This window comes from Fibrobacter sp. (assembly GCF_017545445.1).
Classification (GTDB): domain Bacteria; phylum Fibrobacterota; class Fibrobacteria; order Fibrobacterales; family Fibrobacteraceae; genus Fibrobacter.
In genome coordinates, this window is record NZ_JAFWOM010000011.1 from 30449 (window position 1) to 45540 (window position 15092).

The window sequence follows — 15092 nt, forward strand, 5'->3', positions numbered from 1 at the left end:
GCTTTCAAGCTCTCGTTTTTTTTTACTGTCTACTAGTACTTTCGCTTTGCTCAAGTACCAAATGCTGGTCTCGGTCATGCCAAAACAAGTTTTGTCGCGACACTCGACCTACGCATTTGTCTAACTGTCTACTTCTTACTTCCTACTTCCTACTGCGCGAAGCGCGCTGCTACATCTGGCGGATGGGGAAGAGGCCGAGCAAATCGAGCACGTTTTCGAGCACAATCTGCGTGGATTGCACGAGGAAGAGTCTGGACTTTTCTTCAGCGGATCCGAGCACGCGGTCTTCGTGGATGAACTTGTGTGCGGCTTCGGCAATTTCGAGTGCGTATTGCGCAAGCACGCTCGGCTCATCGTCCTTGACGGCGGCGAGAATCTTTTCGCCCTTCTTTGCGAGAATGTTGATGAGGCTGTAAGCGGCGTCATCGGTCAGCTGGGCGTAATCCACGTCGGCAACGTTCACCGTGTAGCCGGCCTTGCGCATGATGCTGCAAAGACGCACATGAGCGTTCTGCACGTACGGACCTGTATCGCCTTCGAAGCTCATCACGGCATCCCAGTCAAAGCGGACATCCTTCAAGCGGCTGTTCTTGAGGTCGTTGAAGGTGAGCGCGCTGATGCCGATCTGGCGTGCGATGAGTTCCTTGTTTTCGAGGTTCGGATTCTTTTCGTCGATGAATTCGAGAATCTTCTTCTGGGCGGCTTCGATCACGTCGCGGAGGAGGCTTGCCGTACCGGTACGGGTCTTGCCCTTTTCCCACTTGCCATCGACCATCTGGAGGATCACGCCGAACGGAATGTGGTACATGTCCTTGTACCATTCGCGGCCCATCTTCTTCAAAACGTGGAACACTTGCTTGAAGTGGAGCGCTTGTCCTAAATCAACCACGTAAAGGCACTTGTCGAAGTTGTATTCCTTCTTGCGGTAAATGGCGGCGGCGAGGTCGCGAGTTGCGTACAACGTGGAACCATCGCTCTTGCGGATAAGGCACGGATTCAAGTCGAATTCGTCGAGCATCACCACGTCGCGTTCTTGGCTGTTTACCAACAAGTTCTTTTCGCGGAGTTTGTCGAGCACTGCCGGAATCTTGTCTTCAAAGAAGGATTCGCCGGTGTAGTGATCAAAGCCAACGCCCATCATGTCGTAAATGCGCATGAGTTCCTTGAGCGTTGCGGCGCGGAATGCGGTCCACAGCTTGCGGTAGAATTCGTCACCTTGTTCAAGCTTCGTAAATGCGGCGCGTGCTTCATCTTCGAGACCGGGTTCTTCTTTGCTTGCTTTGGAGAAGCTTGCGTAAAGGATGTTGAGTTCCTTCACAGTGAGTGCGTCCAAAGTGGCTTCGTCGGTCGGGAGCTTTTCGCGGAGGTACATCACGATGAGCTTACCGAATGCTGTGCCCCAGTCACCGAGGTGGTTGATGCGTTCAACCTTGTAACCGGCGGCCTTGTAAATGCGGGCGAGCGAGTTACCAATCATCGTAGAGCGCAGATGATGGAAGGCGAGTTCCTTACCGATGTTCGGGGAGCTGTAGTCGATGCAGACAACCTTGCCGTTCGATGCGGCGTGACCGTATGTGAGGCCCTTTGCGGCGATTTCGTCGAGAGTCGATTTGGCGAGGAAACCACGGTCAATAAAGAAGTTGAGGTAGCCGTTTACGGCTTCAACTTTAGAAAGGCCTGCCGGGAGCTGAACCTTGGAGGCTAAATCTTCGGCAATGAGCTTCGGTGCTTTGCGGAGCGTCTTGGCAAGCGAAAAGCAAGGAATTGTGTAGTTGCCGTGACTTGTATCAGGCGGCACGGAAATAAGTTTCAATGCGGCTTCTTCGTCAAAAGCTCCAGTTGCTGCAAGTGCCTTTGCGATTTCTGCATTAAATGAGTTCATTGTCATCTCCAGACTTCTTGGCGTTTTCGCGGATAAAGTCATTTTCGTCGAGGTCCGAAATCTTGCCATCAGCATAGAGGCGTTCAAAGGAGATTTCGCTTCTCTTTTCTTCTTCGAACAGGTGAACCATCAGGTCAAGACCTGCATCGAAGATGGCCCAGCGTACGCCTTCTTTGTATTCCACACCGATATAGTGGAGCTTGCGAGCCTTGAACTCTTTGGTGAGTTCGTTCAAAATCGCCTGCATCTGGGCTTCGCTTTCGCAAGTGGCGATGAGGAAGTAATCCGCTTCATTCTTGATTCCACGGAGGTCGATGAGCTGCACGTTTTGGGCGCGAAGTTCAAAAAGGATACCTGCACCAAGCTTAACGGTTTCTGAAAGATCTTGGTTATTTGTTGCTGTCATTTTGTACTCCCTGATCGGGTTCTATTATTTGTTGAAAATCTCTTCCGGTATGCACGACGGCATCGACCGTGGCATTTTTATTCAATAGCACTAAAACGTTTTTCGTCTTGAGCGTGGCGGCGAGAACTTGAGCCCCTTCCCATTCCGGGTTTCGGAGAACAATGATGGTCTCGTCGTAATTTTGAAGGCGTTCGTTGTCGATATGAACAACATCAAATCCGTTCTCGCGTAAAAAAGAACGCATTTTGACGGCAGCACCCTTCATGCTGCAACTGTTCAGCACTTCGACTTCGCCTTTGATACGGCGAACTTCGCGTTTGACGGGGGCAGGCTTTTCTTCTTCGCAACCTGCAAAGAGGAATGCGGCAAAAACAGCCGAAGAAACTCCTACGGCAAAGTTTAGGCGGAAAGCTTTAGAATAGTTGTGGAACATTCTTTGCTATAAAATTTAGCAAAAAATAAAAAAGACCCCGGAATGGTTCGGCTCAAGGATGGTGAGTCAAACCAGTCTGGGGTAACAATGTAGAATAGATGTGCTTACTGGCAGAGTATGGAACTGCGACTAGGGCATTCGTTGTGGAAGAAATGGCGAGGACCGTAAGCTTTGAACGCGTCTCTTTCGTTGACGTAAGAAAGTCTTACATACGTATTTTCGCTGGGTTTGTATTCAAGCGAAATGTCTGGAATCAACACGCTGACGTTGCCTTGACGTAAGTCTTCTCTTGCGATACGGGAGCCGTTATTAATATTGGCGAAAAGCGGCATCCCAAGGCCGACGTTTGCGTACAAGTGCAGGTTCGGCGTAAATTCGTAGGCAAAATGAGCCATAAAGCTCTGATTTGCGAACGATCCGAAGCTCCCTGCTACGAAATTAAGAGAATAGCTGTACGCAACTTTCAGTGCGGGGTCGAATGTGTCGTGACGCACCAGTCGGTCGGAATCGAAATGTTCGCGGTTCCATGGAATACCGTTGTCTTGAATAACGTAAACGTTATCGTCGGCGGTGTTTGCGGGAGCCGTGGCTTCGGAGACGATTTGGGAAGCGGTTACGGCAGATTCTATATTTGCGGGAGCGTCCGCAAAGGCTAGCATTGTTATGCTAAGGGCAGATAAAATAATGTATTTCATATTCATGCCAATGAATATACAAAAGTGTGCAAGGCGAGAGTAGCAAAATCGTGCTTGCACGATTTTATTACCGAGCCGTAGCCACTGACGCCGAAGGCGTCAAAAGTGTGCAAAACGAGTGTCGCGGGCGACTGCTTGCAGGCGCACATGACCGAGTGAAGCCACGGATGTCGAAGACATCAAAAGTACGCAAGGCGAGAGTAGCGGGCGACTGCTTGCAGGCGCACATGACCGAGTGAAGCCACGGATGTCGAAGACATCAAAAGTACGCAAGGCGAGAGTAGCGAGAAAGCTTGCACTAACTTGCACTAAAAAAGGGCGCAGAATATTTATAGGCGGATTTTATCTGCAATAAAACGGGTTTCGCCAAGGGCAGTCGTCATAGAAGAAACGGTGCGGGCCGTAGGCTCTGAATGCATCGTGTTCGTTGACGTACATGACTCTAAAGGTCACATTGTCATTTGGCTTGTATTCTAAAGTGATATCCGGGATGAGAATGCCCACGTTTCCTTGTTTCACGTCTTCCCTTGCGATGGGCGTTCCGAAGCGTATGTTGGAATATAGCGGCATCCAAAGACCGACATTTGCGTACAAATGCAGATTCGGCGTAAACTCGTATGCAAAATGGGCCATGAAACTTTGCTGTGCAAACGAACCGAGCGAACCGCCGATGAAACTCACCGAATAAGTATAAGCGACTTTCAAAGCCGGGTCGAAAGTGTCGTGCCGTATCAAGCGTTCCGGGTCAAAATGCTCACGGTTCCAGGGAATACCGCTATCGTGAATGACATAAATGGTATCGATTTCTGTTTCTTGCTCCTGTACTTCCGGTGCTGCGATGGCCGAATCCGAAAATGCAGCAGAATCCGCTTTCGCAGGAGAACCCGCGAAAGCAAATGTAGCAAGAGCAAATGTCAGTATCAGAAATCGCATGATACTCACCTATTACCTAAAGCCTATAACCTAATACCTAATTATCCTTCTTTTCGCTTGAATTGTCTTTCGTGACTCCAGCGAGCTTTGCTCCGAACATGGAGCCGAGAACCGTGCGGAGATCGATGCCGAGCGAATCCGTGAGACCGTTCGTGACTTGTGTAAGCGTCTTGGTGATGTCGCCGGTGAGCTTAGCCGTATTGCCTTCGCCGTACATGGTGATGTTTCCGATCTTTTCCATCGGTTTTGCGATGGCTGCTGCAATCTGCGGCATCTGCTCGAAGTACTTTTCGATCGTCTTGAGCTGCATTTCCTGACGGGCTGCGTCGCCGTAAAGCTTCATGGCTTCGGCCTTCTTATTGAGCGCTTCGGCTTCGGCAAGACCTTGAGCCTTGATGGCTTCAGCTTCGGCGAGACCCTTAGCCTTTGTGGCTTCGGCTTCAGCTAAGGCTTTTGCCTTCGTGGCTTCAGCTTCGGCGAAAGCCTTTTCCTTTTCGGCTTCTGCAATCTGCTTGATTGCCTTGGCGCGCTGTTCTTCCTTATAGCGGATGGCTTCAGCGTCTTTTTGCTGTTGGAAAAGTTCTGCTTCGGAGCGCTGGATTTGTGCTTGGCGGTCCGCTTCGGCTTTCTTTTCGATTTGGGCCTTGAGTTCCTTTTCTGTCACCATGACCATGCGTTCGCGAATTTCGATTTCCTTTTCTTGCTTCGCGACTTCGGCCTCGGCCTGTGCCACGTTGATTTCCTTTTGCTGCGTCTGCTTCTGGATTTCGTAAGCGGCATCTGCAATAGCCTTTTCGGTATCGGAAATCTTTTGCAGGTTAGCTTTCTTCACGGCCAAGTCGTTTTGCTTCTGGGCGATTTCAAGTTCTGCGGCAACGGCGGCATCGTTAGCTTCTTTCTTGGCTTGCGATTGAGCAACGCTGATGTCTCTTTCGGCATTTGCCTTAGAGATGGCGGCTGCCTTGCGGATGGCAGATGTCTTATCGACACCAAGATTTTCTATTACGCCGTTTGCATCTTCGAAATTCTGGATGTTGAACGTCTGCACCACGATACCGAGCTTTTCCAAGTCCGGAATAGCGTTTTCGAGCACGAGTTCAGAGACTTGCTTGCGGTCGCCCACGAGATCGACCAATTGCATGCGACCTACGATTTCACGCATGTTACCTTCGAGAATATCGACGATCATGGCGCGAATGTCTTCTGGCTTTTTGTTCAAGAAGTTCTGTGCAGAAGATTTGAGACGTTCTGGATTGTCCGAAATCTTGGCGGTCACAACGGCATCGACAGAAACGTTGATGTAATCTTTCGTTGGGACTGGGCTACCTGTTTTCACGTCAATCTGAATCAATTGCAATGAAAGATGGTCGGCACGTTCAAAGAACGGGATTCTGAAACCGGCGCGACCGATAATCACTTTGGATTCTTTGCGAATACCGGAAACGATGATGGCTTCGTCTGGAGCCGCTTTGATGTAGGACATTGTGAAGATGCAGATGAATAAAAGTACTGCAAGGCCAATTGCAACGTACATAATGTCAATAGGCATGGAATAACCTCTATAATAAATTTACTGTTATCGCTCACGGCAATATTTTTTTTGCCGTACACCATTAATATATAACATTATCTTGTCACGAAGTGGCAAAATGCAATTTTTTTTAGGGATTACGTCATATTCTACAGAATACAAAAAATCCCCGCTCACGCGAGGACAACTAATAACTAAAGACTAACGACCAATGACCAACAACTAAATAATCTCGTTCTTGGCGTTGACGCGGATGACCGTCGGTTTCCATGTCTTGGCTTCTTCCGGGGACATCGTTGCATAAGTCACGATGATGACCAAATCGCCCGGCTGTACCAAACGGGCTGCTGCTCCGTTCAAGCAGATAACGCCAGACTTTGCCGGACCTTCGATGACGTAGGTATCAAGGCGCGAACCGTTGTTGACATCGAGAACGCCAACTTTTTCGAAGGGAAGGATGTGTGCTGCATCCATCAAATCGCGTGCGATAGTAATAGAACCTTCGTAGTTGAGGTTCGCATCAGTAACTGTAGCGCGATGAATTTTGCTTTTAAGTAATTCTAGCTGCATTTTGCTGCTTAGAACTTGACGTTAAGGAAACTAGCAACACCTTTTTCCGGAGTCGGAATGACACCGAAACTGAAGCGGTTTGCATCTGGGTTGCTATCCCATTGGGTGCTGAGGAATGCGTCTGCAAAAGACCAGAAATGTGCAGCTGCGATTCCGATAAATCCGTAATACCAATAACTCTTTCCTTGAACGGCAAGAACTACTGTGACAGAGATACTACCAATCTCAAGAACATCCATAAAGGTTGCCTTGGCGGTTTGCTTAGTTTTCCACTGATAATAGGAAGGAATCAAAAGGGAAAGATAAGCGCTGCCCTGCTCGCCTTGATGGTAACGGTAAGAACGGTCTATGTCCGCATCTTCCATACCTTCGGCACGCTGGCTGAGCCAATCTTCTTCGCTCACACCGAGCCTATTCCACGGCTTTTGGAGATACTCTGTCGGGCGGATGCCAAGTTCAACAAGCTTCGTGAGTTTATCACGTGTAACACCTTGTTCTTTGGCTTGCTGATATTCCCACTGGGTGAGACCTAAATCTTCGTAATTGAATCCGTCCCACTGAGCTCCATTAGCTTGTGCTGTACCCACATTGGATTCGGAAATTTGCGCATTGGCTTGTGCAATGGAGTCTGCTGTTGCAGCGTCCTGAAAGTCTTCAGAAAAGAGGTCATCACTCTGAGCAAATGCTAATGAGCTCACGAATAATACAGTAGAAAGCACTTTGAACATATTACTCATTTTGATCTCTTTCTTAAACGTTTAATGCCGGGGGAGGGAATCGAACCCTCACACTCTCGCGAGTACTGGATTTTGAGTCCAGCGCGTCTACCAATTTCACCACCCCGGCGGGGGTATCACAAATATAGAACTATTTTTTCTTTTTTGTAGGTATAATGAGTAAAAAACGCGTGTTTTATGCTATAAAAACAGTAAAAAAAATTTTAGCTTGCAATTTTATTTGTTTAAAGAGCCTGTTTAACAAGCATAGGCTTGAATTCTACATTGAGGGGTGCTAGTTTTTTTGCGCCATAATCTACAGCGTTTTCTTTTGTTTCAAATGGTCCTGTGCGCACTATATAGAGAATTTTCCCGCTTTCGAGCGTGTTCTGCGTGATTGTGCATGAAATGTTTCGTTTCTTCAAGTTGTCAACGAGCAAATCGGCGTTGGATTTGACGCCAAATGCGCCTAGTTGCAGCTGCCATGCGGATCCAGCTTCGGTGGGCTTTGTTTCGGGAGCCTTGGATGTTTCTGGATTTGAGGCTGTTTTGACATCTGTTGGTTTTTGTTCTGTCTTTGCCGTTTGTGTCGTGGCTTCGGGAATGGTCTTTTTCGCCTGAGGTTTGCCGAGATTCTTGCAGGCTTCGTTCAATTCAGCGCTGCGGGCGCGGTCTTGTACTGCGGTGCAGACTTTTTGCAGCACGCTCGCTTGGTGCGGTTGAGACGTTTCTATGGCATGGACGAGTGATTCGGCTGCTTTGTTGTAACGACCGAGGTACATCTGGAATTGAGCCTTTGTCATCATGAGATCGGAATAAATCGCTTTTTGCGGATTCGTCTTGTCGATGAGGCTGTCGAGACGTTTGCCTGCTTTACTGAAATCTGCGGCAACGCCTGTTTGCGAAAGGGCGAGGATGTTCCACAAGTAGCATTCGGTACGAGTCGAATCGGGCTGTACGGGGCATACCTGCTCATAAGCGGAGGCGGCTTCTTTCCAGTTGCCATTCACGTAGGCCTTTTGGGCGGTAGCAAGAGTCGGGGAGGCCTCTGCAAAAGATGCAGTTGTGGCCAATGTGCACAGTGCACTGGTAATAACTAGATTTTGAATAAAGTATTTAGCCATGGTAGCCTCTATTTTCCCTCGTGACTAAAGATACAAATATTTTTATAAAGCGGTGATCGCAGAATGCGTAAGTCATTGATATTCCATGAGTTACATCGGCGAACTAGAGTGCGAGGTTGACGTTTTAGAAAGTAAAAATGAACTTTGTGCATTGACGCATTCTGCGACCGATTAAAAAACTCGTAAGAGCATAACAATTGGCTGCCGTTTACTTCCTACTTCCTACTTCCTACTGACCACCAACCACTAACCACTAACCACTAACCACTAACCACTAACCCCTGATCCTTTGCCATTGTTTGCAGGAACTGTAACTGGATCCTTCACTATCGTTCAGGATGACGTTCCTACTTCCTGCTAATCACTGACCACTAACCACTAACCACTAACTAGCGTTCCGCGGAGTGTCCAGCCGCGAATGTCGTCGATTTTCACCTGCACGTAATCGCCCGGCTTGATAATGCGGCCAACTTCTGGCTTGAAGATGACCTTTTTGAAGTTGTCCGTCTTGCCGACAAATTCAGTGGCATCGCGGGTGGAACTTGCTTCGACGAGAATTTCTTCGGTTCGGCCCATCATCATCTGGTTGCGTTTGAGCGTAATCGCGTTCTGGAGTTCCACGAGGCGCGTGTGGCGGGCGAGCTTTTCTTCGGGCGTGAGAATTTCCGTTTCTTTGTACGATTCGGTGCCTTTGCGCGGGCTGTAGATGAACATGTATGCCGTGTCAAATTGGCACGCTTCGAACGCTTTGATAGTCTGTTCGAAATCTTCTTCGGTCTCGCCGACAAATCCGCAGATGACATCTGTCGAAATCGCATAGAACGGGTCCTTGCTACGCAATTGCTCGATGACGGTCATGTACTGTTCCATGTTGTGCTGGCGGCGCATCTTCTTGAGGATGGCGTCGGAGCCACTCTGGAGCGGAATGTGTGCGTAATGGCAAACTTTCGGGTTGTTCAGGAGAACGTCGATGAGTTCGTTCGTATAGTGGCGTGGATGCGGGCTAGTAAAGCGGATACGTTTGATGCCACCGATTTCAGAAACTTTTGTCAGTAATGTCGTAAAATCCGCGTTTGGCGTTTTGTATGCATTCACCGTTTGGCCGAGCAACATCACTTCGGTAACGCCTTTGTCTGCGGCTCGTTTGACTTCTGTCAGCACGTCGTCCATGTTGCGGTACTTCTCGGGACCACGAAGGTACGGCACGATGCAGTAGCTGCAACGCTTGTTGCAACCGCGCTGGATCGCGACGAATGTGTTGAAGTTGTTGTTCAACTTGGCGTATTCGCCGAGATAGTTTTCGTCGCGGTCTTCGTCAATGAACATCTTGTGGTGCGTCTGGTGCAGCGGACTGTGGATATCGCCAAATAACAGTTCCGGAATTTTGCGATACTGGTCTGGGCCTACGATATAGTTCACGTTCTTGAGTCGCTTCAAAAGTTCCGGCCCGCGGTTCTTTGCCATGCAACCGCATACCACGACTTTCACATCGGGATTCTTTTTTCGCAAGTACTTGAGCTTGCTGATGTTCACGATGGCGGTTTCCTCGGCCTTTTCACGCACGCTGCAGGTGTTTACGATGATGATGTCGGCATCTTCTTGGTTGTTCGTCTCAACGCAACCGCATAAATCCAGCTCCTGCGCAATCATTGCGGAGTCGTATTCGTTCATCTGGCAGCCGTAAGTGGCCAAGTGGTATTTCGTCATGCGCGCAAAAATAGATTTTTAGACGAGAGATGAAAGGCGCAAAAGGCGAATTTGGCTGTTTGAAAGTGCGGAAAATGCAAAAACATGCTACAAAATCGTGAAAAACTAAAATTGGGCTGGTCCACCCGTCTTTTTCCTAATCAAAGCATTTTTTAGAGGTCCCCTTTTATCTATGAGCTGAAAATTGTTATATATAATTTGAGGTAAAACGATGAAGGGATTGGGCTTGACTATCAAAAAGAGGGTAGCTGCGTTTTTTTTCGCTAGCTATGGCGTTGTTTTTTTTCCGCTTGCAGCGACGATAACCCTAGTTATTTTCTTGTTGTTCCAGAAAAACTTTCTTCGATGGATATTCAATCGAGCTCTTCTGTCGCCATCTCGAACACTTCTGTAGTTTCCTCAAGTTCTGCGGTGGATTCTTCGAATTCTGCGGCTGACCTTTCGAGTACTTCGAACTCTTCGAAGACTGTTTCCCCAGAGGGTGTTCTTTCGATTTCGACCACTGTCATGGAAGACACCTTGGATCTTTTCTATTACGGGGACGTGAATCTCAATTTTAAGGCGGATTCCTTCTTGACGGTATTTGAACGTGGCGACATCGTGACGGTGATGTTCGATGGTTACGACACGGTGGATGTTCCTGTGGTTACATCTACGGGCAATGTTTCTACAGGAGAATTTCTTTTAAGTGTCGGTGATGGTTCCGGTTATGTGACGCTTGAGGTCAGTAACGGCTATGCGTCCGAAGCCGTTGGCATTGAACGCGATGCAAAATTCCCGATAAACGTTGTTGTTCAAATGAAGAAAAAGGGCGGTTATCTCGATTATATAGAATTGCGAAACCATTTATCGATGTCCGCTTATTTAGATGCTTACCCCGACCTATCCATTCCGGAATTTGCGAATTTCAGAGTCGTGAAGACAACGGGAATGGGCGAGGGCGTGCTGTATCGTTCGTCAAGCCCGATTGATGCGGGGCTGGGGCGTAATTTATATGCAGATTCCTTGGCGAAGGTTGCCGGAGTGGCGACGTTTATGGATCTTGCAGAAGGCGAGGATGCCGCTATTACGTATAGGGGTTGGACGAATTCTTATTATTCAACGCAGAATGTTGTTTTCCTTGGTGTCCCTCCGACATTTGTGAATAAAGTTTTCAAGAACGGTCTAGTCAAGGGCTTTCGCTATATGATAGAACATGATGGACCGTATTTGGTGCATTGCACTTATGGCATGGACCGGACTGGATTTACGATTGCCGTACTCGAAGCGCTGATGGGTGCGACTGCCGACGAAATCAAGTCGGATTACGCAAAAACCTTCACGAATTACTACAGCATTGTAGATGGTGTGCAGGTGGCGTTGACCTCGAAACAGGTTGATTTGATTAAGGAAGTTATCGCCAATAATTTGCGAAACTCGTATCATACCGTAGGTGTCGATATTTCGGATTTCGAGAATGTCGATTTGGCGGCTGCGACAGAAAAATATTTGCTTGCTCTCGGCATGGAATCGGGTGAAATTGAAGCTCTGAAAGTACGATTAAAGTAATTTTTTTTATACAAAATGACTCCTGCTTTTTTTTATACATTTTTAATATGAATGTTCGTTTATTTCGTATTTCGTCTTTGATACTGTTGTTGGGAATGTGCTTATGTGGCATGGGCTGCGATCCTGACTTGCCGTCTGGTCACGCTTACGATATCAATATTGCTGCTGTGAAACCTGCTGGGACGGATTCGTTGAAAATGTGCGTTTCGTCTTCTGCTATAGATTCGCTAGAGTGTGTGACTGTTTCCAATTCACATGGTAATGCTGTTTTTAGTGATGATTGGGATAGCTTAAAAGTTCATTCAGAAAATGTTGAATTTATTGTCGATATATCTTTCTTTTGTAACGGACGTGAAATTCCTTTGCCTACGTACGTTATAGAAGCGATACATTCAAGACGAATCGATTATGATTTTAGGGAACTTGATGAACGTGCTGTTAACCCTCGTGGTTGGGATTATGATTTGGTGACATTCCTTTCGCCAGAAGATACGTCGTGTGGCAAGTTTGTGAACTACGCTGTTTTTAAGGACGAAGGGTAATGAAGAAAATATTGCTTTTTATTTTGTCCTTCGCGTGGGTTGCGTATGCCGATACTCAACGGGTTGTTTATCCGTACTTTGATGTTACTGTAGGCGGAAAGTCCATAAGTACATCGTATAAGGTCAAATCCAAGTACAATTATTATTTCGACCGTGAAAAAGATGAAATGGTTTATAATAAGGACCTTTTTTATAACGTAACATCTTTTGATGGCTTGGGTGTAGATATTGATTTTAAAGGCGGAGTTATACTTAGGGATATTCTTCCCTTCTCATTTGTTCCTTTTTTAAATGTTGGCGTATTCTATGTAAACGGTACGGAAGAGTACAAGTATTATTCCCTCGATAAGGATGAATTTCAAAGGAAATGGACGAGAGCGTACATCTCGTTGCTTTTGGGGGTGATGGTTTATCCGTTTGAATTGAACGATTCTTCATTACAGGGGGTGTTTGTAAGCATTGCGGCAGGCCCTTCTCTTATGGAGTATTCGAGTAACGGAAACCAGATGAGTAACATTGAACAAGAAACAGTTATAGTTCTTGAACTTGGCAATGTTTGGTCTGTGTCGGAGCACTATGCGATAGGGCTTAGCGGAAAAATTGCATGGGGCTTTAGCTTTGATGGCGACAATAAGGACGACGTTCCTGTAAACAGCACGGCCTTCGGCCTAGCCCTGAAGCTTGTGCGGAAATAATAGTTTTTGAAATGTTTTTAGAGCGTGTTGTAGTCAATTTAGCCAAGTTGAAGTATGAAAATCGCAAAAATGTGCTACTAAATTGCCGAAATTTTGAATTTAGTAGCATGAAATTTGAATAAAGTAACTTGTTTTGGCACGGTTTGGTGTTTGCGAATTCTTTTTTTGTGCTACTAAATCGCTGAAAAAATTATTTTAGTAGCATGATTGCAACAACTTAGCTTCCAAATATTGAATATAAAGTAAAATTCGTGCTACTAAATTGCGGAAAATCTTGTTTTAGTAGCATGTTTTGGCAAAAAATGCCCCTTGAAAACACAAAAATTGCCTTTCTTCTTGCTTTTAAACTAAAAATTTTGCATATTTAAGCAGCAGGGTTGCCTAAAAAGCGACTTCGCTCTTTATTATTATATGCAGGATGCGTCCGCTCCTCGGTTTGCTATATCGTTTGTTTTATGTGCTATTATAAGAGGGTGCGATGCAATCGTTTGAACGGCTGTCTCCCGATATTTTGTTGCCTTTGTTGCAATCTCGTGCGGAGGTACTTCTCCGTGCTGTTGAATGGACTAAGAAATCTTTAAAGCGTGCTCCGCAGGGGCGTTTGAGGCTCGCGAAACGCGGAAATCAGTTTTACGGTTATCATATGACTGATGCCGATTCGCAAAAAGGTGAGTATATTCCCAAAGACAATGTCTCGCAAATGTCAAAACTTGCGCAAAAAGATTATGACGAAAAAGCACTTCGTGAAATGGAACGCGAACTTTCTTTGATTGATGGCTTTATCGCAAAATATAGCCCTGAAGAATTGACTAGCATTTACAGTCAGATGAATGCGGAGCGCAAGTCGTTGGTTGAGCCGGTTCAGCTTTCTGATGATGAATATGCAAGGCGTTGGCTTGCCGTACCGTACAAGGGAAAAGGTTTTGATGCGGGTGCTCCTGATTTGCGGACGGCGAATGGCGAACGCGTCCGCTCAAAGTCCGAGGTGATTATCGCGGATACGCTTGGGCGTTTGGGAATCCCTTATAAATACGAATGTCCATTGAAACTCGCAGATGGCGGCCTGACCGTTTATCCTGATTTTACTTGCCTTGATTTGCGGACTCGCAAGGATGTGCTGTGGGAACATTTGGGAATGATGGACGATCCTGAGTATGCGTCGCTGGCGGTCAAAAAATTATCGTCTTACCTCCAAAGCGGCTATGTCCCTGGGAAAAATTTCATCATCTCAATGGAAAGTTCCGAAAAACCTTTGAGCCAAAACGATGTGAAAAAAATTGTAAAAGAAATCTTTTGGCATTGACTGCTTGTTTTGAATTTTGTTATTTATGGCCATGGCAAATTTTTTTAGCAAATATCTTAGTGAACTCGCATTGATGGCTACAGCGTTGCTGTGGGCTGGTTGCGGTAACGTCGATAATGATTCGAATAATGAAAAGTCGGTAAGCAGAGCTTCGAACAGTTTCGGTGTTGCTGAAGTGTCCAAACCCGCTGAATCGCCTGATTCTACAACGTTGCCGCGTGTAACGGAAAAAGACGATTCTCTTGCGAATGAGATTTCTAAAGATTCTCTTGATGCGAACGCCCAAACAGCCGTATTGTTGGATTCCGCGAAACTGCTTGAAAAGCAGCGGACTATAGATAGCTTGATGAAAGCTTTTTTCCCGATTGAATGGAATGATGTAGAAAAAAAGAAAGACGGATATCAATATGCTCTTATGCGGAGGTTTATTTTTGCAAAAAATCGTGATTCGATTTTGAAAGCTAGAGCAGATTTGGGCTCTGTTATGTGCTATTATGGTGTTATTGCGGATAGGAATAGACCACGTCGTCTTGGCATTAATGATGGTTCTGAAGGTCGGTTTAATAATGGTCCTGAAAACGCTTCTGTAGATGGTAGGTCTATTCTTCAATCGTTATTGGGTAATTCGAATGTGTTTCCGTCTAAATGGACTCTGAAAGTTCTTTATGAAAATATTGAATTCGCAGACAAACGAACTCCTAATCAAGATATGCTTTTTAGAATTAAACGTGTTTTTCAACAAAGAAGTCCGGGTTTAAGGCATATATACAGAAAATTTGTCAAGAAAGATTCTGCTAATACATTTCAAGGAAAAATTGTTTTAAAATTGACGATTGCTGCTGATGGAAGTGTAAAAGAATCTTCAATAAAGAAATCGACGACGGGCGTTAAAGAATTTGATGAAAATATAAGAACCGTAGTAAGTCGATGGACGTTCCCTAAGGTTAAATCAGGGACGATTGTTGTTTATGTGCCTATTCATTTTTATGAATAAACCATATTTTGCT

At 46.2% G+C, this 15092-nt stretch carries 15 protein-coding genes and 1 tRNA gene; 5 read left to right on the plus strand and 11 right to left on the minus strand.

The genetic code is table 11. The features are described 5' to 3' along the window. Positions 1-169 precede the first annotated feature (169 nt). The 11 genes from argS to miaB all read right to left on the minus strand — a co-directional run bounded on the left by argS (position 170) and on the right by miaB (position 9997). Positions 170-1882: an arginine--tRNA ligase gene (argS, locus tag IKG78_RS01110; protein WP_290938264.1), complete on the minus strand. Its 1713-nt coding sequence runs from the start codon at positions 1880-1882 to the stop codon at positions 170-172. Further along, positions 1869-2288 (minus strand): ribosome silencing factor, encoded by a 420-nt coding sequence (rsfS, locus tag IKG78_RS01115; protein ID WP_290938266.1) that lies wholly within the window; start codon positions 2286-2288, stop codon positions 1869-1871. The genes argS and rsfS overlap by 14 nt, the downstream gene beginning before the upstream one ends. After that, a complete protein-coding gene (locus tag IKG78_RS01120; RefSeq protein ID WP_290938269.1) occupies positions 2272-2721 on the minus strand; it encodes a LytR C-terminal domain-containing protein in 450 nt (149 codons plus the stop codon). Before IKG78_RS01120 ends, rsfS begins: the two co-directional genes overlap by 17 nt. A 104-nt stretch (positions 2722-2825) precedes the next feature. Beyond that, positions 2826-3416 (minus strand): hypothetical protein, encoded by a 591-nt coding sequence (locus IKG78_RS01125; RefSeq protein WP_290938271.1) that lies wholly within the window; start codon positions 3414-3416, stop codon positions 2826-2828. A 342-nt stretch (positions 3417-3758) separates the two neighbouring features. Further along, positions 3759-4349, minus strand: a complete 591-nt coding sequence (locus IKG78_RS01130) for a hypothetical protein (protein ID WP_290938273.1) — start codon at positions 4347-4349, stop codon at positions 3759-3761. A 37-nt stretch (positions 4350-4386) separates the two neighbouring features. Continuing rightward, entirely contained in the window at positions 4387-5898 is a 1512-nt protein-coding gene (locus tag IKG78_RS01135; RefSeq protein ID WP_290938275.1) for an SPFH domain-containing protein, read from the minus strand. A 204-nt stretch (positions 5899-6102) separates the two neighbouring features. Then, the gene (panD, locus tag IKG78_RS01140; protein WP_290938277.1) at positions 6103-6450 is read right to left on the minus strand and encodes an aspartate 1-decarboxylase; all 348 of its coding nucleotides are present in this window, start codon (positions 6448-6450) and stop codon (positions 6103-6105) included. Positions 6451-6458: 8 nt separating this feature from the next. Continuing rightward, positions 6459-7187 carry a hypothetical protein gene (locus IKG78_RS01145; protein ID WP_290938279.1) on the minus strand — a complete coding sequence of 243 codons (729 nt, stop codon included), beginning with the start codon at positions 7185-7187 and terminating at the stop codon, positions 6459-6461. 25 nt (positions 7188-7212) lie between these two features. Next, positions 7213-7296, minus strand: a tRNA-Leu gene (locus tag IKG78_RS01150). A gap of 115 nt (positions 7297-7411) precedes the next feature. Next, positions 7412-8290, minus strand: coding sequence for an SPOR domain-containing protein (locus IKG78_RS01155; protein WP_290938281.1), 879 nt, complete (start codon positions 8288-8290; stop codon positions 7412-7414). A gap of 378 nt (positions 8291-8668) precedes the next feature. Further along, positions 8669-9997, minus strand: a complete 1329-nt coding sequence (gene miaB / locus IKG78_RS01160; RefSeq protein WP_290938283.1) for a tRNA (N6-isopentenyl adenosine(37)-C2)-methylthiotransferase MiaB — start codon at positions 9995-9997, stop codon at positions 8669-8671. A 345-nt stretch (positions 9998-10342) separates the two neighbouring features. On the opposite strand from miaB, the gene IKG78_RS01165 reads away from it, so the two are divergent. The 5 genes from IKG78_RS01165 (at position 10343) to IKG78_RS01185 (ending at position 15079) form a co-directional block, all read left to right on the plus strand. Continuing rightward, on the plus strand, positions 10343-11545 hold the full coding sequence (locus IKG78_RS01165; RefSeq protein ID WP_290938285.1) for a tyrosine-protein phosphatase: 1203 nt from the start codon (positions 10343-10345) through the stop codon (positions 11543-11545). Positions 11546-11622: 77 nt separating this feature from the next. Beyond that, entirely contained in the window at positions 11623-12087 is a 465-nt protein-coding gene (locus IKG78_RS01170; protein ID WP_290938287.1) for a hypothetical protein, read from the plus strand. After that, entirely contained in the window at positions 12087-12782 is a 696-nt protein-coding gene (locus IKG78_RS01175) for a hypothetical protein (protein WP_290938289.1), read from the plus strand. Before IKG78_RS01170 ends, IKG78_RS01175 begins: the two co-directional genes overlap by 1 nt. Before the next feature lie 478 nt (positions 12783-13260). Further along, on the plus strand, positions 13261-14085 hold the full coding sequence (locus IKG78_RS01180; RefSeq protein WP_290938290.1) for a hypothetical protein: 825 nt from the start codon (positions 13261-13263) through the stop codon (positions 14083-14085). Between the two features lie 25 nt (positions 14086-14110). Further along, complete coding sequence (locus IKG78_RS01185; protein WP_290938292.1) at positions 14111-15079, plus strand: TonB family protein; 969 nt, start codon at positions 14111-14113, stop codon at positions 15077-15079. Positions 15080-15092: the final 13 nt, after the last annotated feature.

Excerpts from the sequence above, each read along its gene's own strand:
- argS (WP_290938264.1), bottom strand. The coding sequence starts at position 1,882 with ATGAACTCATTTAATGCAGAAATCGCAAAGGCACTTGCAGCAACTGGA.
- rsfS (WP_290938266.1), bottom strand. The coding sequence starts at position 2,288 with ATGACAGCAACAAATAACCAAGATCTTTCAGAAACCGTTAAGCTTGGT.
- IKG78_RS01120 (WP_290938269.1), bottom strand. The coding sequence starts at position 2,721 with ATGTTCCACAACTATTCTAAAGCTTTCCGCCTAAACTTTGCCGTAGGA.
- IKG78_RS01125 (WP_290938271.1), bottom strand. The coding sequence starts at position 3,416 with ATGAAATACATTATTTTATCTGCCCTTAGCATAACAATGCTAGCCTTT.
- IKG78_RS01130 (WP_290938273.1), bottom strand. The coding sequence starts at position 4,349 with ATGCGATTTCTGATACTGACATTTGCTCTTGCTACATTTGCTTTCGCG.
- IKG78_RS01135 (WP_290938275.1), bottom strand. The coding sequence starts at position 5,898 with ATGCCTATTGACATTATGTACGTTGCAATTGGCCTTGCAGTACTTTTA.
- panD (WP_290938277.1), bottom strand. The coding sequence starts at position 6,450 with ATGCAGCTAGAATTACTTAAAAGCAAAATTCATCGCGCTACAGTTACT.
- IKG78_RS01145 (WP_290938279.1), bottom strand. The coding sequence starts at position 7,187 with ATGAGTAATATGTTCAAAGTGCTTTCTACTGTATTATTCGTGAGCTCA.
- IKG78_RS01155 (WP_290938281.1), bottom strand. The coding sequence starts at position 8,290 with ATGGCTAAATACTTTATTCAAAATCTAGTTATTACCAGTGCACTGTGC.
- miaB (WP_290938283.1), bottom strand. The coding sequence starts at position 9,997 with ATGACGAAATACCACTTGGCCACTTACGGCTGCCAGATGAACGAATAC.
- IKG78_RS01165 (WP_290938285.1), top strand. The coding sequence starts at position 10,343 with ATGGATATTCAATCGAGCTCTTCTGTCGCCATCTCGAACACTTCTGTA.
- IKG78_RS01175 (WP_290938289.1), top strand. The coding sequence starts at position 12,087 with ATGAAGAAAATATTGCTTTTTATTTTGTCCTTCGCGTGGGTTGCGTAT.
- IKG78_RS01180 (WP_290938290.1), top strand. The coding sequence starts at position 13,261 with ATGCAATCGTTTGAACGGCTGTCTCCCGATATTTTGTTGCCTTTGTTG.
- IKG78_RS01185 (WP_290938292.1), top strand. The coding sequence starts at position 14,111 with ATGGCCATGGCAAATTTTTTTAGCAAATATCTTAGTGAACTCGCATTG.